Source organism: Cupriavidus basilensis (assembly GCF_008801925.2).
In the GTDB taxonomy this organism is placed as follows: domain Bacteria; phylum Pseudomonadota; class Gammaproteobacteria; order Burkholderiales; family Burkholderiaceae; genus Cupriavidus; species Cupriavidus basilensis.
In genome coordinates, this window is record NZ_CP062808.1 from 50,773 (window position 1) to 70,777 (window position 20,005).

Consider the following 20,005-nt stretch of genomic DNA (forward strand, 5'->3'; position numbering starts at 1 on the left):
CCGGTCTTCCTCGAGGGAAGGCCAAGGAGTGAATGTCTTGAAGTCCAACCAACGCGCCACCATAGAGACACTGCTGGAGCGCAATACATCGCAACGCGAGATCGCCCGCATCACGGGCATCGACCGCAAGACGGTCAGGAGCTATCACCAACGCTGGCTGGAGCAACTGCAGTCAAATTCCCCCGGGGTGGCCACCGGCTCGGCCCAGCAAATTCCCCCACCCTGGCCACCGGCTGCTGTGCCGGTGGCCACCTCCCTGTGCGAACCCTGGCGCGAGTTCATCGAAGCCCAGTTGCGTCTGAAGCGCAACGCCATGGCCATCTTCCAGGACCTGGTCGACCAGCACGGATTTACTGGTCAGTACAACTCGGTCAAACGCTTCTGTGCAAAGCTGCGCCACAAGGAGCCCGAGCAGTTCGACCGCCTGTCCTTTCTGCCTGGGGAGGAGATGCAGGTGGACTACGGCGAGGGCGCGCCCACCCGCGTGCCGGGCAGCGAGCGGTACCGCAAGCCCCGCCTGTTCGTGGCCACGCTGCGCTACTCGCGCGCCAGTTTCCGCTGCGTGGTCTGGAAGTCCAGCCAGCAAATCTGGGCCGAGTTGCACGAGCAGGCTCTGCGGTACTTCGGTGGCTGCCCGCAGTACGTGGTTCTGGACAATCTGAAGGAAGGCGTCTTCAAGCCCGACCTGTACGAGCCCGAACTCAACAAAGTCTACGCCGCCACCCTGGCGCACTATGGCGTGGTGGCCGACCCGGCGCGGGTGCGAGACCCCAACCGCAAGGGCACGGTGGAGCATGCCATTGGCCACACCCAGGCCACGGCCTTGAAGGGCCGGCGCTTTGAGTCCATCGAGGCCCAGAACGAGTTCCTGGCGCACTGGGAGAAGAGCTGGGCAGCCAAGCGCATCCACGGCACCGAGCGGCGCCAGGTGCAGGCCATGTTCGAGGAGGAGCGCAGCCACCTCAAACCTCTGCCGCTCCTGGGCATGCAGTATTTCGAGGAGGCGGTGCGCACCGTCTGCGACGACAGCTGCGTGCGGGTGGATCACAGCAGCTACGCCGCTCGCCCGGCGAACATCGGCTCCAAGGTGCTGGTGCGCATCTATGCCCAGCGCATCGAGATCCGCGATCTGCAAACCGGCGCCTTGCTGCGCACCCACGCCAAGGCCGAGCGGCCCGGCACGGTGGTGCTGCCCATGGAGGAGCGGGTATTCAATCCTTCGCGCGAGACCCGTCTGATCCTGCGTCAGGCTGGCGAGATCGGTGAGCACGCCAAACGGCTGTGTGAGCTGCTCTTTGCCATCGAGGGTCGGGTGGGCCAGCGCAAGCTCTGGGGCATCGTCAGCCTGGCCAGGCGATACCCAGCGCACTGCGTCGACACCGCCTGCGCACAGGCCCTGGAGCAGGGGATTTACAGCTACAAGCGCGTGCTGGCTTTGACCGAGGCCATCTTTGCCCAGGCGCTCAACGCCATCGAGACCCAGTCCAGCGGTGCGCCCGCCGGCGGCGGGCGCACGCTGACCCAGCAGCACGAGCTCATCCGCGACGCCGATGAGTACGCCGATCTGTTCGCGCACGCTGCGGCCGTCACAGCCACGAGCACGCTCGAGTCCGCCACGGCGAACACCACCACCAACAACACCAACAACGCACCTGGAATTCAGCCATGAACATGATCGAGATCGAACGCGCGCTGCGCGAGCTGCGTCTGTCCGGCATTGCCGAGACCCTGTCCACCCGCGTGATGCAGGCCCAGGCCGCGCAGGAGCCCTTCCTGGAGACCTTTGGGGCCATGCTGCAAGACGAACTGGACCGCCGGCGCTCGCGTCTGACCGAGCGCCGCTTCAAGCGCTCGGGCCTGGATGAGCGGCCCTCGCTGGCTGACTTCGACTGGCGTTTCAACCCGAAGCTGCCGCGCAGCGCCTGCTTCGAGTTGCATACCCTGAAGTTCATCGGCGAGGGCGCCAATGCGCTGATCATCGGCAAGCCCGGTACCGGCAAGAGCCATGTGGCCAAGGCCGTGGCCTACCAGGCCACGCTGCAGGGATACGACGCGCGTTACCTGGAAGCCGACACCGAGTTTGCTCGCTACGCGTTGGCCAGCGACTCAGAGCGCACCGAGCTGCTCAAGGACTGGGTCTCACCGGACCTGATCATCCTCGATGACCTGTTCCTGGCCAGACGCATCAGCGAGCACGCAGCCGAGGTGCTGCAGGCCATCGTGCACCAGCGCTACAAGCTGCGCCGCTCCATCGTCATCACATCCAACCGCGTGGTGCAGGACTGGGGCAAATATCTGGGCGACGCCACCATGGCCACCACCATCCTGGACCGCCTCATGCACCGCTGCGCAATGCTGGAGTTCGAGGGCAAGAGCTACCGCCTCAAGGAGGCTGCCGCACGCATCGCCATCACACCCGAGTCGTCATAATCTGGTCGTCCTGCCTGGGGGAATTTGGGGTGGCCAAGGGTGGGGGAATTTGACCTGGCCATCGGGGCGCCATCCGCGTGGAACTGCGCGACGACGCCTATTGCGAGCAGTTGGTGGCCCGGTACATCGACATCACCGAGCGCCGCGCCAAAGCCCGCCGAAGCCGGGGCCGGAAGTGCAACACATGCGGGCACCGTTCCGAATGCTTTTCTCTCAACCCTTAACCAACAACATGGAGATTCCACCAATGACTATCCCTGACCGCGAACTGCGCCTGATGGAAACCTTCGTCGGGCTTCTCAGCGACCATCAAAAGGACTTCGAGGGCTTCGTGCGCGACGTGGAGAACGTCCGCTACTGCCATACCCCCATCGACGGCCAGCAGATCAATCGTTGCGAGTACGCGCTGCGCAACATGGAGATTCGCCTGCTGACCATCCACAACTGCATCCAGGCCGGCAAGTTCGACGCTGACACGCTCGATGCGCTGGTTCAGACCAAACACGCCTGGGCGAGCATGAAGAACCGAGTGGATAGCTACCTGGGCGAAATCCACCAGATCATCAGCCAGACATCCGCCGCGTTGCGGCCGGTGCGAGACAGTTTGGTGGCTGCGTGATCGCCCTGCCCTTCCTATTGACGTTATCGCGCTAAACGCCTAGTGCCAGTAGGAGTTTTTTGATAAACTTGCTTTCATCGTGAAAGCACAATAACGGCAACTGAATACTGGTACTGGACTCCCGCATGGACAACTTACCGATGGACGCGCTGCTGACGCAGATATGGCAAATGGTTTCTCCCTATGTGGGTGGGGCATGGGCTGCGCTGCAACGCATCTTCGCTGAAACCCCTACCCCGCTGCTGATCGGCATTGTCGTTGGCTTGTTGCTCGCGCGCGTGTTGCGCGGCGTGTTGATCGTGGCGGGCTTGGCGGCTGTGGTGTTTGTTGCCGTGCGGGTGTTCGGCATTGCCGTGCCCGGCTTGGGCTGACTGGGGGCAAACATGGAAGACAAGAACCCGTATGAACTCGATACCGGCCCGGTGGCTACGCCCCATCCGGCCGACGTGCGCCGGGCGCAGTTTGCCCAAGCCAATGCTTCTCTGGCCCTGGAGGGAATGCCGGTGGACGCTGCCGACCTTGCCATTCAGGAGGCAGTCATTGCCGGCACCCTGACCCCTGACGAGGCTGTGGCCAAGTACCTCGAACGTGCGCGAGGGGCCGCCCAATGAGCGAGCAGGAAGACTACACCTACCCCGGCACGCACGTTCTCAAGAACAAGGCAGACATCCGCGACCTCGCGGCGCTGCAACGCTTTGAGCGCGGCGCAACGGCTGTTCGCATCCAGGAGCTGCGCGAAAACCCGGTACGGGGCGAGTACGACTTGGCCCACCTTCAGGCGATCCACAAGCAGGTTTTCCGGGATGTGTACGAGTGGGCCGGCGAAGTGCGCAAGGTGGATATTGCAAAGGGGCCTGCCGGCGACCGAACCCTGTTCACCTTCAAGGAAGACATCCCGCAGAAGGCGCAGGAAATCCAATCCGCGATCAAGGAAGCCAACTATCTGCGCGGGATGGACAAGGAGCAGTTCAGCGGGAAGATGGCCGAGGTCTATGCCGGCGTGAACGAAATGCACCCCTTCCGCGAAGGGAACGGCCGCACGACGCGCGAATTCATCGGGCAGCTCGCCAAGGATGCGGGCTATCAGCTCGATTACTCCAAGGTCGATAAGCAGACATGGAACGAGGCCGCCAAGGAGTCCGCGCGCGGCAACCTGGAGCCAGCGCGCGAAGTTTTCTACGAAATCACGACCGTGGAGCGGGCGGTGGCCTTCGACAAACTGGCCACGCGCGAAGCTCTGGCCAAGCATCCCGAGCTGGATGGTGCCTACAAGATGCTGCACGACGCCCACCGTGCCGGGCAGGACGCCGCTTACCTGCGGGCAGAAATTTCCAAGGAGCTGCACAGCGGCCGGCTAGTGGGCGATGGCGTGACGCTGGACGAGTCCAAGCGCGTCATCGACCACGCCGCAGCCTATCGCGGGCTGATGGTGCGGGACGCCGAACGGCTTGGCGGGCAGTTCAAGGGCGAAGTGGTGGCGGTTTCATCGCACCACGCGATGCTCCAAGTGGGCGACATGATCGCCGTGCGCTACGAACGCGCCAATCTGGATCGTGACCTTGCCGTGGGCGAGCGCGTGACGATCCAGTACGACAAGGCGCGCAGCCAAGTCTATGAGCAGGGCAAGGAGCCGGCGCGGGATCGTGGCGGCAAAGACATGCAGATGGAGCGCGAGCGCGTGCCGACGCCGCGCTGACTTTCGCGCGCGAAAGACCGACGGAGAAGAACATGAATCGAGAAACGCTTGAGCTGCTGGTTTTTGTGGGGATGTGCTTTGCCGCGTCCTACCTGTTGATGCGCGAGTTTCGTGCCTACCTGGATGCCGTCTTCAGCCGTTCCCCCGGCGAGCCGTGGGCCGATGTCTGGAAACGCGCCCATGCCGAGCACGACCTGAACCGTAAGGCCCAGCTCGAAATGTTCGGCTCCAAGTGGGCGACCGTAGGGGGCCGCTTGCTTGTGGTGGGGCTTGTCATCGCTGGGGTGTGGTTTCTGGCTTTCGTCCCCGTTGCGGCCGTGCTGCTGGCTGTCTATCTGGCGTGGGGGTTGTACGCCACCCGCAGCCTTGGCTTGACGGCCAACGACGTGTATGCGCGCCTGCTGAAACGCGACCGCATCACCTACCGCCTGCTGCACGCGGCCCTGTGGCCGCTCCATGCAACCCAAGCCAAAAACCAATCCGGTAATCAGTGAGGAATCCACGACCATGACCAACCAACTTTTCAGCCGTGCCGGCGTCCGCTACGAGGTGGCGCTGGATGTCCTGGGGGCCATCATCGCCCACCACTCCGAAGCCATTGCCGCCGAACGCGAAAAGGCTACCCCTGACGAGGCCGTGATTGCGGCCGCTCAGAAAGCGAAGGACGAGCTGCGCACGATCCGCGAAGACCTCGATCCGAATGCTGACGAGGCCATCGAGCGCGTCATCACTCAGTACGGCCAACAGGCCCGCGACCTTTACCAATAAGGCAGGAGGGCAGACAAATGGCTGGGGAGGTTTCCAAGTACGCAATGGAGAGCGCCTACAAGGATGTAGAGCGCGATGCACTGGCAAGAACGACGGCGCAGGAGAATCCGAAGGCGATCCTGTTGGGCGGCCAACCAGGATCGGGCAAATCGGCGCTGGCCGCCGAAGCGATCCGCGAGCTGCGCGCCAACGGCGGCGCTGTGGTGATCGACGCCGACCGGATGCGCGAGGAAAACCCGCGCTACAAGCAGCTTTCGCGCGAAGACCCCCAGCACGCCGCCGACCGAACGCAGAAAGAGGCCGGCGAATGGGCTACCCGCCTCACGTTGGCCGCCGTGGAGAACCGCCGCAATCTGGTGGTGGACGGCACGATGCGCAGCCCGGAGAACATCCGGGACTTGACCACTCGCCTGAAGGAACAGGGTTACGAGGTGGAGGCCCGAGTGTTGGCCGTCAACCCGGAAACCTCAGTGACCCGCGCACGGCTGCGCTTCGAGGAACAGGTGGCCGAGCGCGGCACCGGGCGATTCGTCAACAAGGAACAGCACGACAACGCCTACAACGGCATGGTGGAGTCAGTGCGCGCCTTGGAGCGCGACAAGCTCACCGACTCGGTGCGCGTCTATGACGCCAATCAACAGCAAATCTACGAGAACAGCCAAGAGCGCGGAGAGTGGAAGCGGCGAGCAGCAGCGGTTGAGGTGTTGGAGCAGGAACGCGGGCGCGCTTGGACGCACGCCGAGCGGCGCGATTACGTGTCCGCCCTGGACGACATCAATACGCTGGCCAAGCAGCGGGAGGGTGTGCGCGACAACGTGACCTACACCGTGGGCACCGTGGCCAAGAACGATGCGAAGGACTACAGCAACGTCAATGAAGCCGCCAGGGCCTTCCGGGATGCCAAGGCTGAAGACCAGCCCTATGTGATCCGCACCGAGCGCCTTCCCAATGGCCGGGAGTCGGCCTCGACGCCGGGGCAGACCACGTACACCGAGAAAGATGGTGTGCGGGAGTATGGCAAGTACATCGGGGGCAACGACGAGGCCCTAAAGCGGGCCTACGCTGATGCCTTGCGGCCGGAACAGGAGCGCACCGCGCGGCCGGTGCTGGCCGACCGTGACGAGCTGGCGGCCAAGCTCGAAGCGGCTCGAAACGACTTGGCCCGCTTCGAGCAGACCCCAGCCTATCAGCGCGCCCAGGCATTCGACCAGCTCACCAAGCGCGAGGCGCTGGAGCGCCACCCGGAGCTGGACGGGGCCTACAAGCAGCTTCACGACATCAAGCAGAGCTGGACACCTCAGACCAGTCAAGGCCAGCGGGAAACCAGCTACTTCAATGCGCGTGCCGAGCTGTCCGAGCAGCTTCACCGGGGCCGCGTCCCGGAGGGCAGTGTCACCGTGGATGAGTCGCGGCGCGTGATCGACATGGCCGCCAGTCACCGGGGCTTGGTGGTGCGGGATGCGCAAGAACTCAAGCAGGACGTGAAGGGCGAAGTGGTGGCCACCTCATCGCATCACGCCCTGGTGAAGATGTCCGACATGGTGGCTGTGCGCTACGAGAAGGACGGACTAGATCGGGATGTCCGTGTGGGCGAGAAAGTGACGATCCAGCACGGCAACGAAAAGAGTCAGGTGTACGAGCAGGGCAAGGAGCCGGCGCGGGAGAACGCGCGGGACGTGGGCCGGGACATGGGCCGGTAAGAAAGGGAGAAAAACATGGCGATCTACCAGATTGGCGGGCAATCCATTCATTCCGACGACCCAGGCTTGCCCGAGCTGCTGGCCCGCATCTACAGCTCGCGGGAGCGGCCGTTGTGCCTGTGTCGCACCCCCGGCATTGAAATGTACGTGGCCAAAGTTGATGAAAAGTACCTCATCAAACGGATGCCCAATTCTGGTAGCGGCCACGCCCCGGCCTGCGATTCCTACGAGCCGCCGCCCGAGCTGTCCGGGCTTGGCCAAGTCATTGGCTCCGCGATCCAGGAGAACCCCGACGAAGGCACCACGGCGCTGAAGTTCGACTTCGCATTGTCCAAGGGCGCGAGCCGATCCGCGCCGGCACCGAGCGGCAAGGAGACGGATAGCGTCAAGACCGATGGCAACAAGCTGACCCTGCGCGGCACCCTGCATTACCTGTGGGAAGAAGCAGGTTTCAACCGCTGGGCACCGACGATGGCCGGCAAGCGCAGTTGGTACGTGATCCGCAAGTACCTGCTGCAAGCAGCCGAGGACAAGACGGCAAAAGGCGCGAGCTTGGCCGGAATGCTCTACATGCCCGAATCGTTCAACGCCGAGAAGAAGAACGAAATCACCCAGCGGCGACTCGCGCAGATGATGCGAATCGCCACACCCGAGAAGGGCACACGGCGCTTGATGCTTGTGGTGGGGGAAGTGAAGGAACTGGCTCAGTCACGCTACGGGCACAAGATCGTCCTCAAACACCTGCCCGATTGCCACTTCATGATGAACGACGACATCTACAAGCGGCTGCTCAAGAGGTTCGAGGTGGAGCTGGGCCTGTGGGATGCCTTGGAGGGCACCCACCTGATGATGATCGGCACGTTCAGCATCGGCGCTACCGGCGTAGCCTCGCTGGAGGAAGTCGCGTTGATGTGCGTGACCGAGAACTGGATTCCCTTTGAAAGCACCTTCGAGAAGATGGTGCTCGATGCGCTGACGCAGCAGAACCGGCGATTCATGAAAGGGATGCGGTACAACCTGCCTTCCACGCGGCCGCTGGCCTGCGCGGTGGCTTCGGATACCGAGCCGGAGCCGACCGCCATGTACGTGGTTCCGCCTGGGGCCAGTGAAGACTATGCGGCCGCCGTCGATGAATTGATTGCGGAAAGCAAGCTCCCTTCATGGAAGTGGGTGGCTGGCGAGGCTCCTATGCCGGCGCTGCCCGAGCTGCCGGAGCACGGCCGATGATGGGCGCCCTACTCCGCTTCGTCGGCATTCGCCCGACCGTCGCCCCGACTTTCGCGCGCGAAAGTCTGCCGGTGAATCCCCGCGCGCCACGCTGGGCGCTTCAGCGTGCGCCCCGTGGCCCCGTCCTGATGCTGGACATCGACGGGGTTCTGCACCCTGGCCAGTCTGGCACGCTGATTTACCTGCCCCTGCTGGAAACGTGGCTGCGAGCGCATCCCGATGTTGATGTGGTGATTTCATCCAACTGGCGCGAGACACACACGCTGGATGAGCTGCGCAACTTCTTCTCCATAGAGCTGCGCGAGCGCGTTATCGGCTGCACGCCCGTTTTGCCTGATTGCACCAGGCTGGACGAGATCCTTTGCGTTGTCCGCGAGTACGGCGTCACCCAATGGGCCGCCCTCGATGACCGCGTGCAGGAATTTCCAGATACACGCCGGCTGGTGGCCACCGAGTACCTGGACGGACTTACCGGGGAGTCGCTGCTTCAGCTCACCCGCGTGATGTGGGCAGCGCCGTGAAGGTGTGGAACACCCTCCTTTGCCTGTTTGGCATCCATTCGCCGCTGTCCACGCCCATCTATTCGAGCTGGGACGGCACCCAAGTACATGAACGGCGCTGCGCCCGTTGCGGCAAGGTGCTGGGTCATATCCTCAACTGACGACACACGGAGATTTCCATGAACCGACAAGACCTGATCGACGCCATTGCTGAAGACACCGAAGCATCCAAGGCGGCCACCACGCGCTTTCTCGATAGCCTCATCACCATCGTGCAGAACGAGGTGGCCAAGGGTGGCGCGGTGAAGCTCACCGGCTTTGGCACTTTCGAGAAAGCAGCCGTCGCCGCGCGCACCGGGCGCAACCCGAAGACCGGCGCGCCGATCAAGATTCCCTCGACCCATAAGCCGAAATTCACGCCTGGGGCCACGTTCAAGGACTTGGTGAAGGACTGAACCATGAGCAAACATCCCGACTTGAACGGAACCGCGCTTGCGCTGCTGCGCGCGCTCGACCGTGGCGAAGTGCGGGGCATTCGGGTGCTTTCGGAGCGCGCGGCGGGCCGCCCATTGTGCGGCGCTGTCGATCTGGACGTGATGCGCGAGTACCTGGGTGAAACCCGCCACCTTATCGACCGCGGCTATCTGTCGCGCAAGCCTGCCGGCACTTCCATCAGCCTGTCTCTGACGCGCAAGGGCCGGCGCGCACTCAATCCCAGCGCGTCGTTCTGGCCAGCGCCTGTGACTTGGGCGCTGGGGGCCTCGATGCTGGCCGCTGGCGTAACGGGATGCGCACCGATGCCTCCCGAGCAACCCCGTGCGCTCCTGATGGGCGCGCCAGTTCTCACCGGACTGGCCCAGGTGCGCGATCTGCAAACCGGCACCGACTACTTTGTGCCGTGCAATCCGTGTGCAGCACCAACGCCCAAGACTCCAATGCTGGGCAGCGCCGATGTTGCGCCCGAGGCGAACGGCAAGGCGGCAGCACGGCCGCAGCCTTCGATCTTGGCCAAGCTCGACGCCCACACTGTTGCTACGCTGGCCATGCCGGCCGAGGCGGATGCCATCCCAGCCGGCTCTGCCCAGCTCACCGACGACGTGCGCCCCGTGACGGTGGTTGCAGTCGGCCCGGCCACGGCCGCGCCAGTCGCTGTTACGGCCTCCCGTTCCTTGCGCTCGCTCCCGTTTTCCAGCTCCGTGGCAAATCTGAACGATGAGGCCAAGCGTAGCTTGTCCGAGCTGCTGCCGCTGGCCATGACGGCCGAGCGAGTCTTGATCCGTGGCCGCACCGATTCGACCGGCACCGTGGCCGGCAATCGCGCCTTAGCCATCGCACGGGCTGCGACTGTGCGCGCCGCGTTTGCCAGCGGTGGCGTTGACCCCCGCAAGCTGAAAGTCTCCTACTGCGTGACCTGTTTTGTCGCCTCGAATGACACCGAGGCGGGGCGCAGTGCAAACCGGCGAGTAGAGGTTGAGCTGGTGATGCCGTCCGTAACCAAGTGAGGGGAAGCAATGCCGCGATTCCTAAATACGAGTGCTACAAATTACTTCCTTGAAGAACTAATCAAAACGGCAAAGGATCGCCTGATTCTTATCAGTCCGTTTCTGAAACTGAACGACCGAATCAAAGAGCTTTTGGCAGACAAAGATCGGCTCAAGATCGACGTGCGGATTGTTTACGGGAAAAGCGAACTCCAACCCGAAGAAATCCATTGGCTTCAAGGCTTGTCTTATGTGCGGACGAGCTTTTGCAAGAATCTACATGCAAAGTGTTACCTCAACGAGGAAACCTGCATCATCACCAGCCTGAACCTCTATGAGTTTAGTCAGGTTAACAATAATGAAATGGGGGTGCTGCTGACTCGGGCCGACGACGCCGCTGTGTACCGTGAGGCGTATGAGGAAGCCTTGCGCATCATTCGGATAAGTGACGAAGTGCGCATTTCCCTGGAGCGCGTGAATGCCGATGGTGATGATAGCGACACGAGTGAAACCGATGGTAAGCACGGAAAACTAACCACTTCCAAGCTGGCCAAGAAGCTGGGGATGAAGACGGATTTGCTGCTATCCGCCCTCACGGATGCCGGCTATCTCTCTTGCGTTGATGGCAAACACTCCCTGACCGATAAGGGGTTAGGGGTAGGCGGCGAATTCATCCCGAAGTCTCGCTTCGGAGCGTACTTTCTGTGGCCGGATGGCCTCCAGTTGCCATAGGCGAGGTGTTGCGTGTTTTTGTTCAAACTAGCCCTTGTTGGGTGCGTTTTCGCTTCGGGATATTTCATCGGCCGGTTTCGGCGCATGGGACTTGAAAACACTGGCGAGGGCGCTATCCGTGACCTGCTGACTCGACAGTTTCCCGGCGAGGAATTTCACCTCATGAACAACTTGACCCTGCCATGCAGCGACGGCACTACGCAGATCGACCATGTATTGTTGTCGCGGTATGGGGTGTTTGTCATCGAGACAAAGCATTACACAGGGTGGATATTTGCCAATGCTGATTCTGCGAAGTGGACACAGGTGATCTATCAAGTCCGCAATCAATTCCAAAACCCTATTCGCCAGAATTTCAAGCATGTCCAAGTAGTGCGCCGCCTTCTCGACTTCGTTCCCAATGAGCACATTCATTCGCTGGTTGTTTTTACGGGGGATGCTGAATTCAAAACCCCAAAACCGGACGGCGTTTTTTCTCCGCTGGGGCTTGTAAGCCATCTGCATGGCTTTGCTGAAGAAGTCTTGACGGTGGATCAACTTCATACAGCAGTGGGCCGCCTTGAATGCGCGCGCAGGCTGATTTCTGGCAAGACAGACACTGAACATCAACCTGAATCCGTGAGCCCAGGCGCACGCATGCTCGGGTTGGTCTGTTTTGTTGGGTCGTGCCCGTTCAATTTGACAGCCTGGGAGATGACATCACCCAACTCGATGGCACTGGATCGTCGGAATCGCGAGTTGGTGGGCGACTTGTTCGGGTTGGCGTGCAATTGCCCCACGCCGCAACCTCGCGGGCAGGCGATTTTTATGGATCCGTGAGTTTCGTGAGGCCGGTGATCGGCCAGCTGCGCTTAGCCGCAGGCAGCGAAGAGTTCTCCGTGCAGCCGCTGGAAGGCCTTGGCCGAGCGATCATTGGCGCCCAGTCCGAGGATGACGCGCCGGCCATGCTCGATGAGGCGCCCGGCGCGGTAGATGAGTTCCTGCATCACGGTCTTGATGCGCCGGCGCTTGGCCGCATGGCGTACCGGCGCATCGGGCCCCAGCAGTCCGGCCTGTCCCATCAGGCGAAGGATGTTCATGGCCAGCGCCGCGAGCTCGCACACCAGGTAATTGGTATCGAACTTGCCCGAGGGCAGCCGCTCCAGATCGAGGTCGGTCTTGAACTCGGAGTGGAACTGCTCGTGCGTGCCGTGGTCGGCGTACAGCGCGACGATGGCTTTAGCATCGAACTGTTTGGCGCTCAGGCTCGTGCTCCAGCCGTCCAGCGTGAGCTTGGGCTCGATCAGCAACTGGCCCTTCGCGTCGATGGTGCGTTCAGTCAGGCGCAGCACGCGGCGCAGTGGCCGCTCGATGCCTTCGATGTGCAGCGCCTCTTCCCACAGCGTCACGCGCTTGCCCGCGCGGGGATGCTCCCAGATCGTGGCGGTGTCACCATCAAGGCGCTCGGCCAGCGCCGCCACGTTGGTCGTGCGCGGGTTCCACTTGATCAGCCAGTCCAGTTGCGGCACGCCTGCAGCGTTATACGACTCCATCTCGCACACCAGCTCCGTGGAGTCGAAGCCAGAGTCCAGGCGTGCCAGGATCGGCGCCTTCGGACCCGCCGCGCTCAGGCGCTGCGCCATCGGGATCACCCGCTCGAAGTTGAATTGCGTCTCACGTGCCGAATGCTGCACGCCAGGGCGCAGCGCCAACTCCAGGCAGAACCCGTTCGAGCCCAGGTACGCGGCCAGCGGGCAGTAGCCATCGACGCCGGTGTAGGTGCGTCCTACGCCGTCCTTGGCGGTGCCGCCGTTGTCCATGGCGAACGTGTCGACATCCAGCGGCAGCCAGCCACAAGGCAAGACGCCATAGTCGACCCGCGTGCTGTCCAGCAGCTTCTCGATCAGCGTCGCCAGGAAGTCAAACAGCTCGTCCGCGCGCGTGTCCATGCGCTGGCGCAGCGTCGGGCTGGAGGGCAACAGCTGGATGCCCAGCGCCTGCTTGAAGAAGGCATCGCCGCGGAAGTTCTCAATCGCATCGAAGTCGCTCTTGCCCTGCACCAGCAGGCCCAGGTAGCTGCGCAGGATGTCGCTGTTGGCAACGCCATTTCTCACGGGCAAGGCGGCATCGAGTCGCTTGAACACTGGCGCGAGTCGATTCAGGTGATGTCCGACCAGCGCCAGACCGGCTACCGGGGTGAGGTCGTAGTCGAGCTGCTTGACGATGAAGGGGCGCATTGGAAGAACTCAGGTACTGCGTTTGCAACAGGCCCATCAACGCCCCACACCTGTCTCGCGTTTACCAAACTACCTCAAATCGAACGCACCCGCAGGGTGAGGCACTTTCACTCTTGGGCTCACGGATTCAGGTTCTTCAGCGACTGCAATGAAGTAACGCAGATGTCGTAGTTGCATAATCACCCAGGCCCAAGGCTTGATCTGCGCGCGACGCAAATCGTGTTGCAGGTTCACCGCTTCCAGCAGTGGCGTGGTTTCGGCCTTGGCGGGTCATATCCCGAAGCAAGGTTGCTTAGGCTACTGGGTGGCAGGTGGTGACTGGGTGACATCATCGTCCTTGACCTCCTCGATGCGCACCGCGCAGCACGCGGATTTTTTGGCAGTGGGCGTTTGCGCTACTTCCAACTCAGGCACCTTTTCGATGCGCGGCGCGCAGCAAGCGGACTTTTTTGCGGCGGGCATTCGTGCTACTTCCGTCTCCGGCACCTCTTCGATACGCACCGCGCAGCAATCCGATTCGTCCTGCTTGCCAAGCAAACGCGCGATAAAGCCTTTTTTCTCTGACATGGTCTTTCTCCTTCAAATGAACAACAGATTGGCGACGTACCCCACGCTGATAGCGACCGTGAAAATGGTCAGCACGAACACTGCCACCAGTCGGGGCCGGAAGATCGTGTTGAGCAGCGTGACTTCGGGAAGGCTGGCACCTGCGCCAGCGATGATCAGCGCCGCTACCGCGCCGATGCTCATGCCTTGGGACTGCAAGGCCATGCCAATCGGAATCAGGGTTTCAGCGCGGATGTATAGCGGCACACCGATAGCAGCGGCCACGGGAATTGCGAACGGGTTGTCGGCACCTGCCATAGTGGCGATCCACTCGCCGGGTACCACGCCATAAATTAGCGCGCCAATGCCCGCGCCGATCAGCAGGTAGGGCAAGGAAGTCTTGAACAAAGCAAAGGCCGCGCTGCCAGCTCGGCGCAGGCGCGATTTGAAGTCGGTCGGCCCTGCAATTTCGCTCTCGCCCACCACACGCACCTTCTTTACGTCGCGCTCCAGGCCAAAGAGCTGCCAGACCGCGCCCACTGCCACCGCCAGCACAAAGGACGCGGCGCCATAGAAGACGGTGAACTTCCAGCCGAACAACGTGACCAGTAAGCCCAGGATCACCGGATTGAGGATGGGCGAGGAAACTAGAAAGGACATGGTGGCGCCAAATGGCGCACCGGCGTTGAGCAAGCCGACCGTGACCGGAATGGTCGAGCAGGAGCAAAACGGCGTGACTGCCCCCAGCCCGGCACCGACGATGTTGCCACGCAGGCCGCGCCCGGTTAGCAGGCGCTGCACAGTGCTGGCCGGTACATATTCCTGCATCATCGCCACCAAGAAACTGACGACGAAGAAGAGTGCGATCAGCTCGGCGCTGAGCATGGCGAAGAATTGCAGAGTCTCGGTGAGTGTGTTCAGATTCATTATGTGTTCCAGTTCAATGCATAGATGGTCAATGCTTATGATCAAAAAAAATCGCCATTACTGACGAGTGATGTGCGCAGCCACCTCCATCCAAGCATCTACTGCCACCGTGAAGGCTTCGCGGCCCTTGTCGGTCAGCGTGTAGACCTTGCGCCCACGACCGGCCACAGTTTCAGTATGCGCAGTGACATAGCCGCCTTGCTCGAACTCGCGCAACACCGGGTAGATGGTGCCTTCGGTGGGAGAGCAACAACCTTGGGTTGAGCACTCCACTTCACGTACGATCTCATAGCCGTGCATGGGCCGCTTTTGCAGCACGCTCAGGATGAAGAACTTGGACAGGCTCATCTTGATGATGCCGCTCCAATACAACCGGTCGGTATAGTCCACCGGTGTGCGCTCTACGGTCTTGAGGGAAGTCGTCGATTTAACCATGAGCGTAACTATATACCTTGTCCATCAAGGTATCAAGCGGCAACCGAAAAATCCCCTCCTGGGGCGGTGCCTGGCCGGATGGAGGGCGCTCGCATGAGTCTGTGACCACAAGTGAAGCATCCGAGCCACGGCACACATGACAAATTCAGTCTTTAGCCGACAGACGGGCCGCGCTGGCGACCGAGTTCCCAGGAGGCATGCCCGCTGCGGACTGTGGCAGCCAGGGATTGGCCCAGTCGCTGTTCGATGACGGGCTTCCAAGGCACGAGCGTGAAACCCAAGCCGTCGTCCAGCATGGCGAAGCGCCCGCTGGCGAGCATGATGGAGCGCCGGTAGATGCCAGCCACGCGCTGCCCGTCGGCTACCGGGCGATGCTCCAGGCCAGTTTCCGCTGCTATGTCCTTGGCGGCCTGTGCCAGTTCCCGGTTGCGCAGCGTGCCCAGCAGGTTGCGGGCGAGGATGACGCGCTGGCCGCGTCGTTGGGCCAGCCCCTGTTCTTCGAGGAAGTCGGCACGCTGCTGCATGGCCTGTTTGGCGTCGCCGCCAAAGCCCAGGTCGCCCAGGCCCGAGCCACCGCCGATCAACTGTTGGTCGAGCCAGGTGGCCCCGATCACGCGGGCCTGCCGCTCGATGGGCAGGTGGGATTTCAGCTCCACGGCCACGCCGCCCAGGCGCTGCGCGTCGTACTGGCGGCCACGCTCGGCCAGGTCGTCCGGCACCTTCCATAGCCCTTCGGCGACGCGCTCCACGATGCCGGCCCGGCGCAGGGCTTCCAGCCGCCGGACATGCGCCGCGACAACTTCCTGCGGGTCGCGCCCGTCCTTGGCACGGCCCTGTTCGATTGCCAGGTGGTGATCGGCGCGGTACAGGCCATTGCTCGCCAGCGCGGCGATGTTTTTGTCGGCCGCACGCACGTCGGCCGAACCCTTCACTTCCACCACCGCGCCTGTGGGATAGTTCGCCAGCTCGTCGCGGGCATTCAGCGCGACGTAGTGGGCCTTGCCGTCCGTGCCGTCGATGACCAGATAGCCCCGGTCGTGCAGTTCGTCGGCCAGCCCTTTCGCGGCCACGCGGCCAAGGATGGTTCTGCCATCGTCGCCCGGCTCGAACACTGCCAGCTCGCGCGGCTGCCCGCTCATGGCCCGCTGCATCGTGCGGATAATGTCGCCACGCTCGCCCAGGGCACGCAGGGTCTTTTCCGCATCGGCATGAATGGCCCAGGTGCCGGGCTGCGTCTCGTCGGCCAGGCCCAGACGCTGCAAGCGTTGCAGGCGGCCGATCAGCAGCAGGCGTTGGCGTTGCAAGTTCGGCTCGCTGAAGCGTTCGATCTGCACCCGGCCATCCTCGCTGGCTTCGCGCAGCAAGGTGCGATCCAGGCTTGTCCACCGTGCCTGTTCCACCTCGCGCCCCAAGGTCTGCTGGATCTCCAACTCGGTGCGCTGCCCCAGCCATTCGGTCGCCAGTTCGGCGGCACGATGGCGGAAGCCGTGGGCAATGTAGTCACCCGCGATGATGAGGTCTTTGCCGGTGTCGTCGCGTCCGCGCACGATCAGGTGGGTGTGCGGGTTGTCAGTGTTCCAGTGATCGACCGCTACCCAATCCAGCCGCGTGCCCAGGTCGGCTTCCATGCGGTTCACCAGATGGCGGGTATAGGTGCGCAGGTCGTCCAGTTCCGCGCCGTCTTCCGGGGAAACGATGAAGCGGAAATGGTGCCGGTCGTCGGTGCAGCGTTCCTTGAAGGCATCCAGGTCGGCTTCGTCGGCCTGCGGCCCGTAGGCCCGGCCCGGTTCGCCATCACGGCCCGCGCCGTCGCGTTCGACATAGCGCAGGTGCTTGGCGAGAGACTGTGGGCTGGCCCGCTGGTGATTGACCAGCAGCGTCTTGATGGTCACGCGCCGCGACATGGGCGTTAGCTTCGCCCCGGCGAAGCGCGCTGCCGTGTGGCCGCGCCCCAGGCGCGAGCCGGGACGCTGGCCGGTGCCAGCCGCCCCAGGACGGCGCACCGCCGACTTGCCGCTGCTGGCTTTGCCGGCCTGCTTGAGCACTTTGGAAACAAAGCTCTGCCCCTGGCCCTTGCCCCGGTTCTTCGGGGCGCTTGGGCGCCCGCGGAAATCGTCGTCGCGGCGGTCGGTCATGGCCGTTCTCCCTGCAAGCTCTGGCGTGTCCAGTCGTGCGAAGCACGCGGACATGCCTGCATTGGCGCAACCTTCGCGCCGAACACGGCACGGCGGCGAAGCCGCTGCGTGCCGTGTTCCCCCCATGTGCAGACTGGCTTTCGACGCGGCAAGGTGCCGAGTCCTTTTGTCTTGCCTTCCGCCTTTGCCTTCCGCTGTCGCTCCAGGCATCGGCGGCCCGGCGGCGCTGCTGCGTGAGCAGCCAGCGCACCGGCGAACGCGGCAATGGCCGCAGGCCGGGCGCGTTCGAGGCAAGACGCCTGCACGTTGGACGGCTGCGCCGAAGGCAGCGCGACGTGCGGTGCGAATGCACCGGCACGGCAGGCGCGAAGACACGGCAGCAGACGGCAGAACGACATGCCCGATGGCACGCCGGAGCGCAGCGAATCGGCGGCCATCATGGGCGTGTCTCCAGCCAGATCGGGCGTGCAACGCCGATCACGGCGGATGCGCTGACCGGGCCGAAATACCGGCTGTCGAACGATGCCGGATTGGTCACGCTCAACAGGAACAGCTCGCCCGGTTCGAGACGGCGGCAAAGCTGCAAGGATGGCAGCGGGCGGCCCAGCCGGTCGGCAGGCAGCGCGGCGGCCGCTGGCACGCCGTCGATGCGAACCTGACCGGCGACGATGCAAACGTGTTGCGGCGCGACCGCGCCCACGCGCTTGAGCAGCGGAACGCGGGTCGGCAGGTAGCCGCGCTGCGCAGCCAGCATGGCGGCCTCGGCGGGCAGCGGCACCAGCACGATGCTGTCCACGGACAGCGGACGTGGCAGCGAGGCGAACGGTTCGATGCGATACCAGCCGACCGCCACGCTGTCGGACGGGTTGTAGGTCAGGCGCGGTAGCGGCGACACGAAAGCCGCCCAGGCCAGCGCAGCGAGGCCGACGGCGGCGAAGCCTGCCAGCAAGATGCGAGCACGCAGGCGCGAGCGAGGACGCGACACGGGGCCGGTCGTGGAAATAGTAGTCATGGGAATGTCCTTCCGGCCAGCCAGCCGGCGTGCTGTTCTGCGGTGTATTCGGGCAGCGGTGAGCGCGCCGCGAGCCGGTTGGCGAGCGTGCGCCAGTACGCGGGCGACACGGCGGCGGGCGCGATACCAAGCGCCTCGATGCCGTCGATGCGTTCCAGCACCGCGCGCACGTTGGCATCCCCTTCGGCGTGCAGCAGCAGGCGCGCTCCCGGCTGCACGCCTGGGATGCGCTGCACGGCATCGAGCGGCGTGGCGGTCTGCATCACCATGAGCTGCCAGCGGATCGTGCCGTAATCGTTGGCCTGCCAGCGGATGCGGCAGAGCATCGTGCCCGGCAGGAACACGGCGCAGCGCCGCCAGCGGTCGAGCTGGAGCGTGCGCGCCGGTTCGCCGAAGCGCAGGTAGAGCTTGAAACGGGCCTCGATGTAGGCCAGCGCCACGCGCGTCAGCGGCACGTTGCCGGCCTGTCCGGCGAGTGTCGCAAGCGCAGGCAGCGGCGCAGCCGGTGCAGCGTTCGCGGCAGGCAAAGCGGATGCGTTCATGGTGTGTTCTCCGGCGGAAACTCCCGCTCCAGCAGGCCGCGCAGCAGGTCGGCCACGGTCACGCCTCGCGTGAAGGCCGACACCTTGATGCGCGCCCGCATGGCGGGCGTAATGTCGAGGGTCAGGCGCGCGGTGTAGAGGTCGCCTTTGCCCAGCGCATCGGCATCGCCCTGGCGAATCCACGCCTCGGCGTGCGGATTCGCGGGCGGACGTGCGCCGATGCCGACGCGCTTACCGCGTGGTGGCTGCCTCGCTGTCATGTCGGCCACCGCAGCAGTTCGTCCACCAGGGCTGTGATTTCGCGGGCGGCGGCGCTGTCGGGCGCTGTCTCGCGGGCGAGCCGGCCAGCGGCCACGCTGTCGGCGAACACGATGCGCTGACGCACTTCCGAGCGCAGCGCGGGCAGCGGCTGTTCGGCCAGCGATTGCCGCGCCTCGCGGCCGATGATGGTGGTGCTGACGCGCCGGTTGATGACGAAGGCCGCGCGCAGCGCAGGCCGGAACACCTGCGCCTCGCGGATCAGCGAAACCATTTCCGAGCAGGCCCAGAGGTCGTAGGGGCTGGGCTGCACCGGGATCAGCACGCGCTCGGCAGCCAGCAGCGCGGAGCGCGCCAAGGCGGCGATGCGCGGCGGGCCGTCGATGACGACGTGATCGGCCCGCCTGGCGAGTTCTGGCGCTTCCTGATGCAGCGTTTCGCGGGCAAGGCCCACGGCGCTGAACAGCCGTGGCAAGCCTTGCTGGCTTCTGCGCTGCGTCCAGTCCAGTGATGAACCCTGCGGGTCGGCATCGAGCAGGACGACATGCTGGCCGCGCAGCGCCAGTTCGCCCGCGATGTGGGTGGCGAGCGTGGTCTTGCCGACGCCGCCTTTCTGGTTGAGCAGAGCGAGGATCATGGCGTGGCCCTCCGTGTTGGGAAGCCGGCCTGTCCGTGCCGTTTGGTGGTTGTCCACCGAAACGGCGCGCTTCTACTAAGAGTTATGTATTTATTGTTAGGTAAGTTAGGGAACCTCTGCACTACCCCGCCCACTCGTTCGTGG

At 63.6% G+C, this 20,005-nt stretch carries 25 protein-coding genes; 15 read left to right on the forward strand and 10 right to left on the reverse strand.

What is annotated here, in order from left to right; all coding sequences use genetic code 11:
* Positions 1 to 28: 28 nt before the first annotated feature.
* The 15 genes from istA to F7R26_RS40210 all read left to right on the forward strand — a co-directional run bounded on the left by istA (position 29) and on the right by F7R26_RS40210 (position 11,972).
* Positions 29 to 1,669, forward strand: a complete 1,641-nt coding sequence (gene istA / locus F7R26_RS40140) for an IS21 family transposase (RefSeq protein ID WP_060983852.1) — start codon at positions 29 to 31, stop codon at positions 1,667 to 1,669.
* A complete protein-coding gene (istB, locus tag F7R26_RS40145) occupies positions 1,666 to 2,430 on the forward strand; it encodes an IS21-like element helper ATPase IstB (RefSeq protein ID WP_060983853.1) in 765 nt (254 codons plus the stop codon). The genes istA and istB overlap by 4 nt, the downstream gene beginning before the upstream one ends.
* A 247-nt stretch (positions 2,431 to 2,677) precedes the next feature.
* Positions 2,678 to 3,049, forward strand: coding sequence for a hypothetical protein (locus F7R26_RS40150; RefSeq protein ID WP_027477963.1), 372 nt, complete (start codon positions 2,678 to 2,680; stop codon positions 3,047 to 3,049).
* A 140-nt stretch (positions 3,050 to 3,189) separates the two neighbouring features.
* Positions 3,190 to 3,420 carry a hypothetical protein gene (locus tag F7R26_RS40155; protein WP_234710895.1) on the forward strand — a complete coding sequence of 77 codons (231 nt, stop codon included), beginning with the start codon at positions 3,190 to 3,192 and terminating at the stop codon, positions 3,418 to 3,420.
* Positions 3,421 to 3,432: 12 nt separating this feature from the next.
* On the forward strand, positions 3,433 to 3,660 hold the full coding sequence (locus tag F7R26_RS40160; RefSeq protein ID WP_027477964.1) for an antitoxin VbhA family protein: 228 nt from the start codon (positions 3,433 to 3,435) through the stop codon (positions 3,658 to 3,660).
* The gene (locus F7R26_RS40165) at positions 3,657 to 4,745 is read left to right on the forward strand and encodes a Fic/DOC family protein (RefSeq protein WP_011798681.1); all 1,089 of its coding nucleotides are present in this window, start codon (positions 3,657 to 3,659) and stop codon (positions 4,743 to 4,745) included. Before F7R26_RS40160 ends, F7R26_RS40165 begins: the two co-directional genes overlap by 4 nt.
* 32 nt (positions 4,746 to 4,777) lie before the next feature.
* Positions 4,778 to 5,239 (forward strand): hypothetical protein, encoded by a 462-nt coding sequence (locus F7R26_RS40170; RefSeq protein WP_017510481.1) that lies wholly within the window; start codon positions 4,778 to 4,780, stop codon positions 5,237 to 5,239.
* A gap of 13 nt (positions 5,240 to 5,252) precedes the next feature.
* The gene (locus tag F7R26_RS40175) at positions 5,253 to 5,513 is read left to right on the forward strand and encodes a hypothetical protein (RefSeq protein ID WP_009242129.1); all 261 of its coding nucleotides are present in this window, start codon (positions 5,253 to 5,255) and stop codon (positions 5,511 to 5,513) included.
* 17 nt (positions 5,514 to 5,530) lie between these two features.
* Complete coding sequence (locus F7R26_RS40180; RefSeq protein ID WP_027477965.1) at positions 5,531 to 7,213, forward strand: zeta toxin family protein; 1,683 nt, start codon at positions 5,531 to 5,533, stop codon at positions 7,211 to 7,213.
* A gap of 15 nt (positions 7,214 to 7,228) precedes the next feature.
* Complete coding sequence (locus tag F7R26_RS40185) at positions 7,229 to 8,440, forward strand: DUF1173 domain-containing protein (protein ID WP_017510479.1); 1,212 nt, start codon at positions 7,229 to 7,231, stop codon at positions 8,438 to 8,440.
* Positions 8,437 to 8,961 carry an HAD domain-containing protein gene (locus F7R26_RS40190; RefSeq protein ID WP_017510478.1) on the forward strand — a complete coding sequence of 175 codons (525 nt, stop codon included), beginning with the start codon at positions 8,437 to 8,439 and terminating at the stop codon, positions 8,959 to 8,961. Before F7R26_RS40185 ends, F7R26_RS40190 begins: the two co-directional genes overlap by 4 nt.
* Positions 8,962 to 9,119: 158 nt before the next feature.
* Complete coding sequence (locus F7R26_RS40195; RefSeq protein ID WP_009242125.1) at positions 9,120 to 9,395, forward strand: HU family DNA-binding protein; 276 nt, start codon at positions 9,120 to 9,122, stop codon at positions 9,393 to 9,395.
* A gap of 3 nt (positions 9,396 to 9,398) precedes the next feature.
* Positions 9,399 to 10,442: an OmpA family protein gene (locus F7R26_RS40200; protein ID WP_027477966.1), complete on the forward strand. Its 1,044-nt coding sequence runs from the start codon at positions 9,399 to 9,401 to the stop codon at positions 10,440 to 10,442.
* 9 nt (positions 10,443 to 10,451) lie between these two features.
* Complete coding sequence (locus F7R26_RS40205; RefSeq protein ID WP_027477967.1) at positions 10,452 to 11,153, forward strand: phospholipase D family protein; 702 nt, start codon at positions 10,452 to 10,454, stop codon at positions 11,151 to 11,153.
* 84 nt (positions 11,154 to 11,237) lie between these two features.
* Positions 11,238 to 11,972: a nuclease-related domain-containing protein gene (locus F7R26_RS40210; protein ID WP_241754871.1), complete on the forward strand. Its 735-nt coding sequence runs from the start codon at positions 11,238 to 11,240 to the stop codon at positions 11,970 to 11,972.
* A 32-nt stretch (positions 11,973 to 12,004) separates the two neighbouring features.
* On the opposite strand, the gene F7R26_RS40215 is transcribed toward F7R26_RS40210, so the two are convergent.
* The 10 genes from F7R26_RS40215 to parA form a co-directional block, all read right to left on the reverse strand.
* Positions 12,005 to 13,369, reverse strand: coding sequence for an IS1380 family transposase (locus F7R26_RS40215; RefSeq protein ID WP_027478017.1), 1,365 nt, complete (start codon positions 13,367 to 13,369; stop codon positions 12,005 to 12,007).
* Between the two features lie 297 nt (positions 13,370 to 13,666).
* Entirely contained in the window at positions 13,667 to 13,936 is a 270-nt protein-coding gene (locus tag F7R26_RS40220; protein ID WP_073673120.1) for a hypothetical protein, read from the reverse strand.
* Positions 13,937 to 13,948: 12 nt separating this feature from the next.
* Positions 13,949 to 14,842, reverse strand: coding sequence for a permease (locus F7R26_RS40225; protein ID WP_150990012.1), 894 nt, complete (start codon positions 14,840 to 14,842; stop codon positions 13,949 to 13,951).
* 57 nt (positions 14,843 to 14,899) lie between these two features.
* On the reverse strand, positions 14,900 to 15,232 hold the full coding sequence (locus tag F7R26_RS40230; protein ID WP_207890240.1) for a PadR family transcriptional regulator: 333 nt from the start codon (positions 15,230 to 15,232) through the stop codon (positions 14,900 to 14,902).
* Positions 15,233 to 15,429: 197 nt separating this feature from the next.
* Positions 15,430 to 17,412, reverse strand: a complete 1,983-nt coding sequence (locus F7R26_RS40235) for a relaxase/mobilization nuclease domain-containing protein (protein WP_063153074.1) — start codon at positions 17,410 to 17,412, stop codon at positions 15,430 to 15,432.
* Complete coding sequence (locus F7R26_RS40240; protein WP_063153075.1) at positions 17,409 to 17,852, reverse strand: hypothetical protein; 444 nt, start codon at positions 17,850 to 17,852, stop codon at positions 17,409 to 17,411. The genes F7R26_RS40235 and F7R26_RS40240 overlap by 4 nt, the downstream gene beginning before the upstream one ends.
* Entirely contained in the window at positions 17,849 to 18,424 is a 576-nt protein-coding gene (locus tag F7R26_RS40245) for a S26 family signal peptidase (RefSeq protein ID WP_150990009.1), read from the reverse strand. Before F7R26_RS40245 ends, F7R26_RS40240 begins: the two co-directional genes overlap by 4 nt.
* The gene (locus F7R26_RS40250) at positions 18,421 to 18,966 is read right to left on the reverse strand and encodes a DUF2840 domain-containing protein (RefSeq protein ID WP_150990006.1); all 546 of its coding nucleotides are present in this window, start codon (positions 18,964 to 18,966) and stop codon (positions 18,421 to 18,423) included. Before F7R26_RS40250 ends, F7R26_RS40245 begins: the two co-directional genes overlap by 4 nt.
* On the reverse strand, positions 18,963 to 19,226 hold the full coding sequence (locus tag F7R26_RS40255; protein WP_150990002.1) for a chromosome partitioning protein ParB: 264 nt from the start codon (positions 19,224 to 19,226) through the stop codon (positions 18,963 to 18,965). Before F7R26_RS40255 ends, F7R26_RS40250 begins: the two co-directional genes overlap by 4 nt.
* On the reverse strand, positions 19,223 to 19,861 hold the full coding sequence (gene parA, locus F7R26_RS40260) for a ParA family partition ATPase (protein WP_150989999.1): 639 nt from the start codon (positions 19,859 to 19,861) through the stop codon (positions 19,223 to 19,225). The genes F7R26_RS40255 and parA overlap by 4 nt, the downstream gene beginning before the upstream one ends.
* Positions 19,862 to 20,005 lie beyond the last annotated feature (144 nt).

Bases quoted from the DNA above. Each gene is read 5' to 3' on its own strand.
- F7R26_RS40225 (WP_150990012.1), bottom strand. From the start codon at position 14,842: ATGAATCTGAACACACTCACCGAGACTCTGCAATTCTTCGCCATGCTC.
- F7R26_RS40185 (WP_017510479.1), top strand. From the start codon at position 7,229: ATGGCGATCTACCAGATTGGCGGGCAATCCATTCATTCCGACGACCCA.
- F7R26_RS40170 (WP_017510481.1), top strand. From the start codon at position 4,778: ATGAATCGAGAAACGCTTGAGCTGCTGGTTTTTGTGGGGATGTGCTTT.
- F7R26_RS40245 (WP_150990009.1), bottom strand. From the start codon at position 18,424: ATGACTACTATTTCCACGACCGGCCCCGTGTCGCGTCCTCGCTCGCGC.
- F7R26_RS40200 (WP_027477966.1), top strand. From the start codon at position 9,399: ATGAGCAAACATCCCGACTTGAACGGAACCGCGCTTGCGCTGCTGCGC.
- F7R26_RS40205 (WP_027477967.1), top strand. From the start codon at position 10,452: ATGCCGCGATTCCTAAATACGAGTGCTACAAATTACTTCCTTGAAGAA.
- F7R26_RS40210 (WP_241754871.1), top strand. From the start codon at position 11,238: ATGGGACTTGAAAACACTGGCGAGGGCGCTATCCGTGACCTGCTGACT.
- F7R26_RS40160 (WP_027477964.1), top strand. From the start codon at position 3,433: ATGGAAGACAAGAACCCGTATGAACTCGATACCGGCCCGGTGGCTACG.
- F7R26_RS40175 (WP_009242129.1), top strand. From the start codon at position 5,253: ATGACCAACCAACTTTTCAGCCGTGCCGGCGTCCGCTACGAGGTGGCG.
- F7R26_RS40250 (WP_150990006.1), bottom strand. From the start codon at position 18,966: ATGAACGCATCCGCTTTGCCTGCCGCGAACGCTGCACCGGCTGCGCCG.
- F7R26_RS40150 (WP_027477963.1), top strand. From the start codon at position 2,678: ATGACTATCCCTGACCGCGAACTGCGCCTGATGGAAACCTTCGTCGGG.
- F7R26_RS40220 (WP_073673120.1), bottom strand. From the start codon at position 13,936: ATGTCAGAGAAAAAAGGCTTTATCGCGCGTTTGCTTGGCAAGCAGGAC.
- F7R26_RS40215 (WP_027478017.1), bottom strand. From the start codon at position 13,369: ATGCGCCCCTTCATCGTCAAGCAGCTCGACTACGACCTCACCCCGGTA.
- F7R26_RS40155 (WP_234710895.1), top strand. From the start codon at position 3,190: ATGGACGCGCTGCTGACGCAGATATGGCAAATGGTTTCTCCCTATGTG.
- F7R26_RS40190 (WP_017510478.1), top strand. From the start codon at position 8,437: ATGATGGGCGCCCTACTCCGCTTCGTCGGCATTCGCCCGACCGTCGCC.
- F7R26_RS40255 (WP_150990002.1), bottom strand. From the start codon at position 19,226: ATGACAGCGAGGCAGCCACCACGCGGTAAGCGCGTCGGCATCGGCGCA.
- F7R26_RS40195 (WP_009242125.1), top strand. From the start codon at position 9,120: ATGAACCGACAAGACCTGATCGACGCCATTGCTGAAGACACCGAAGCA.
- istB (WP_060983853.1), top strand. From the start codon at position 1,666: ATGAACATGATCGAGATCGAACGCGCGCTGCGCGAGCTGCGTCTGTCC.
- F7R26_RS40235 (WP_063153074.1), bottom strand. From the start codon at position 17,412: ATGACCGACCGCCGCGACGACGATTTCCGCGGGCGCCCAAGCGCCCCG.
- parA (WP_150989999.1), bottom strand. From the start codon at position 19,861: ATGATCCTCGCTCTGCTCAACCAGAAAGGCGGCGTCGGCAAGACCACG.
- F7R26_RS40180 (WP_027477965.1), top strand. From the start codon at position 5,531: ATGGCTGGGGAGGTTTCCAAGTACGCAATGGAGAGCGCCTACAAGGAT.
- F7R26_RS40165 (WP_011798681.1), top strand. From the start codon at position 3,657: ATGAGCGAGCAGGAAGACTACACCTACCCCGGCACGCACGTTCTCAAG.
- F7R26_RS40240 (WP_063153075.1), bottom strand. From the start codon at position 17,852: ATGATGGCCGCCGATTCGCTGCGCTCCGGCGTGCCATCGGGCATGTCG.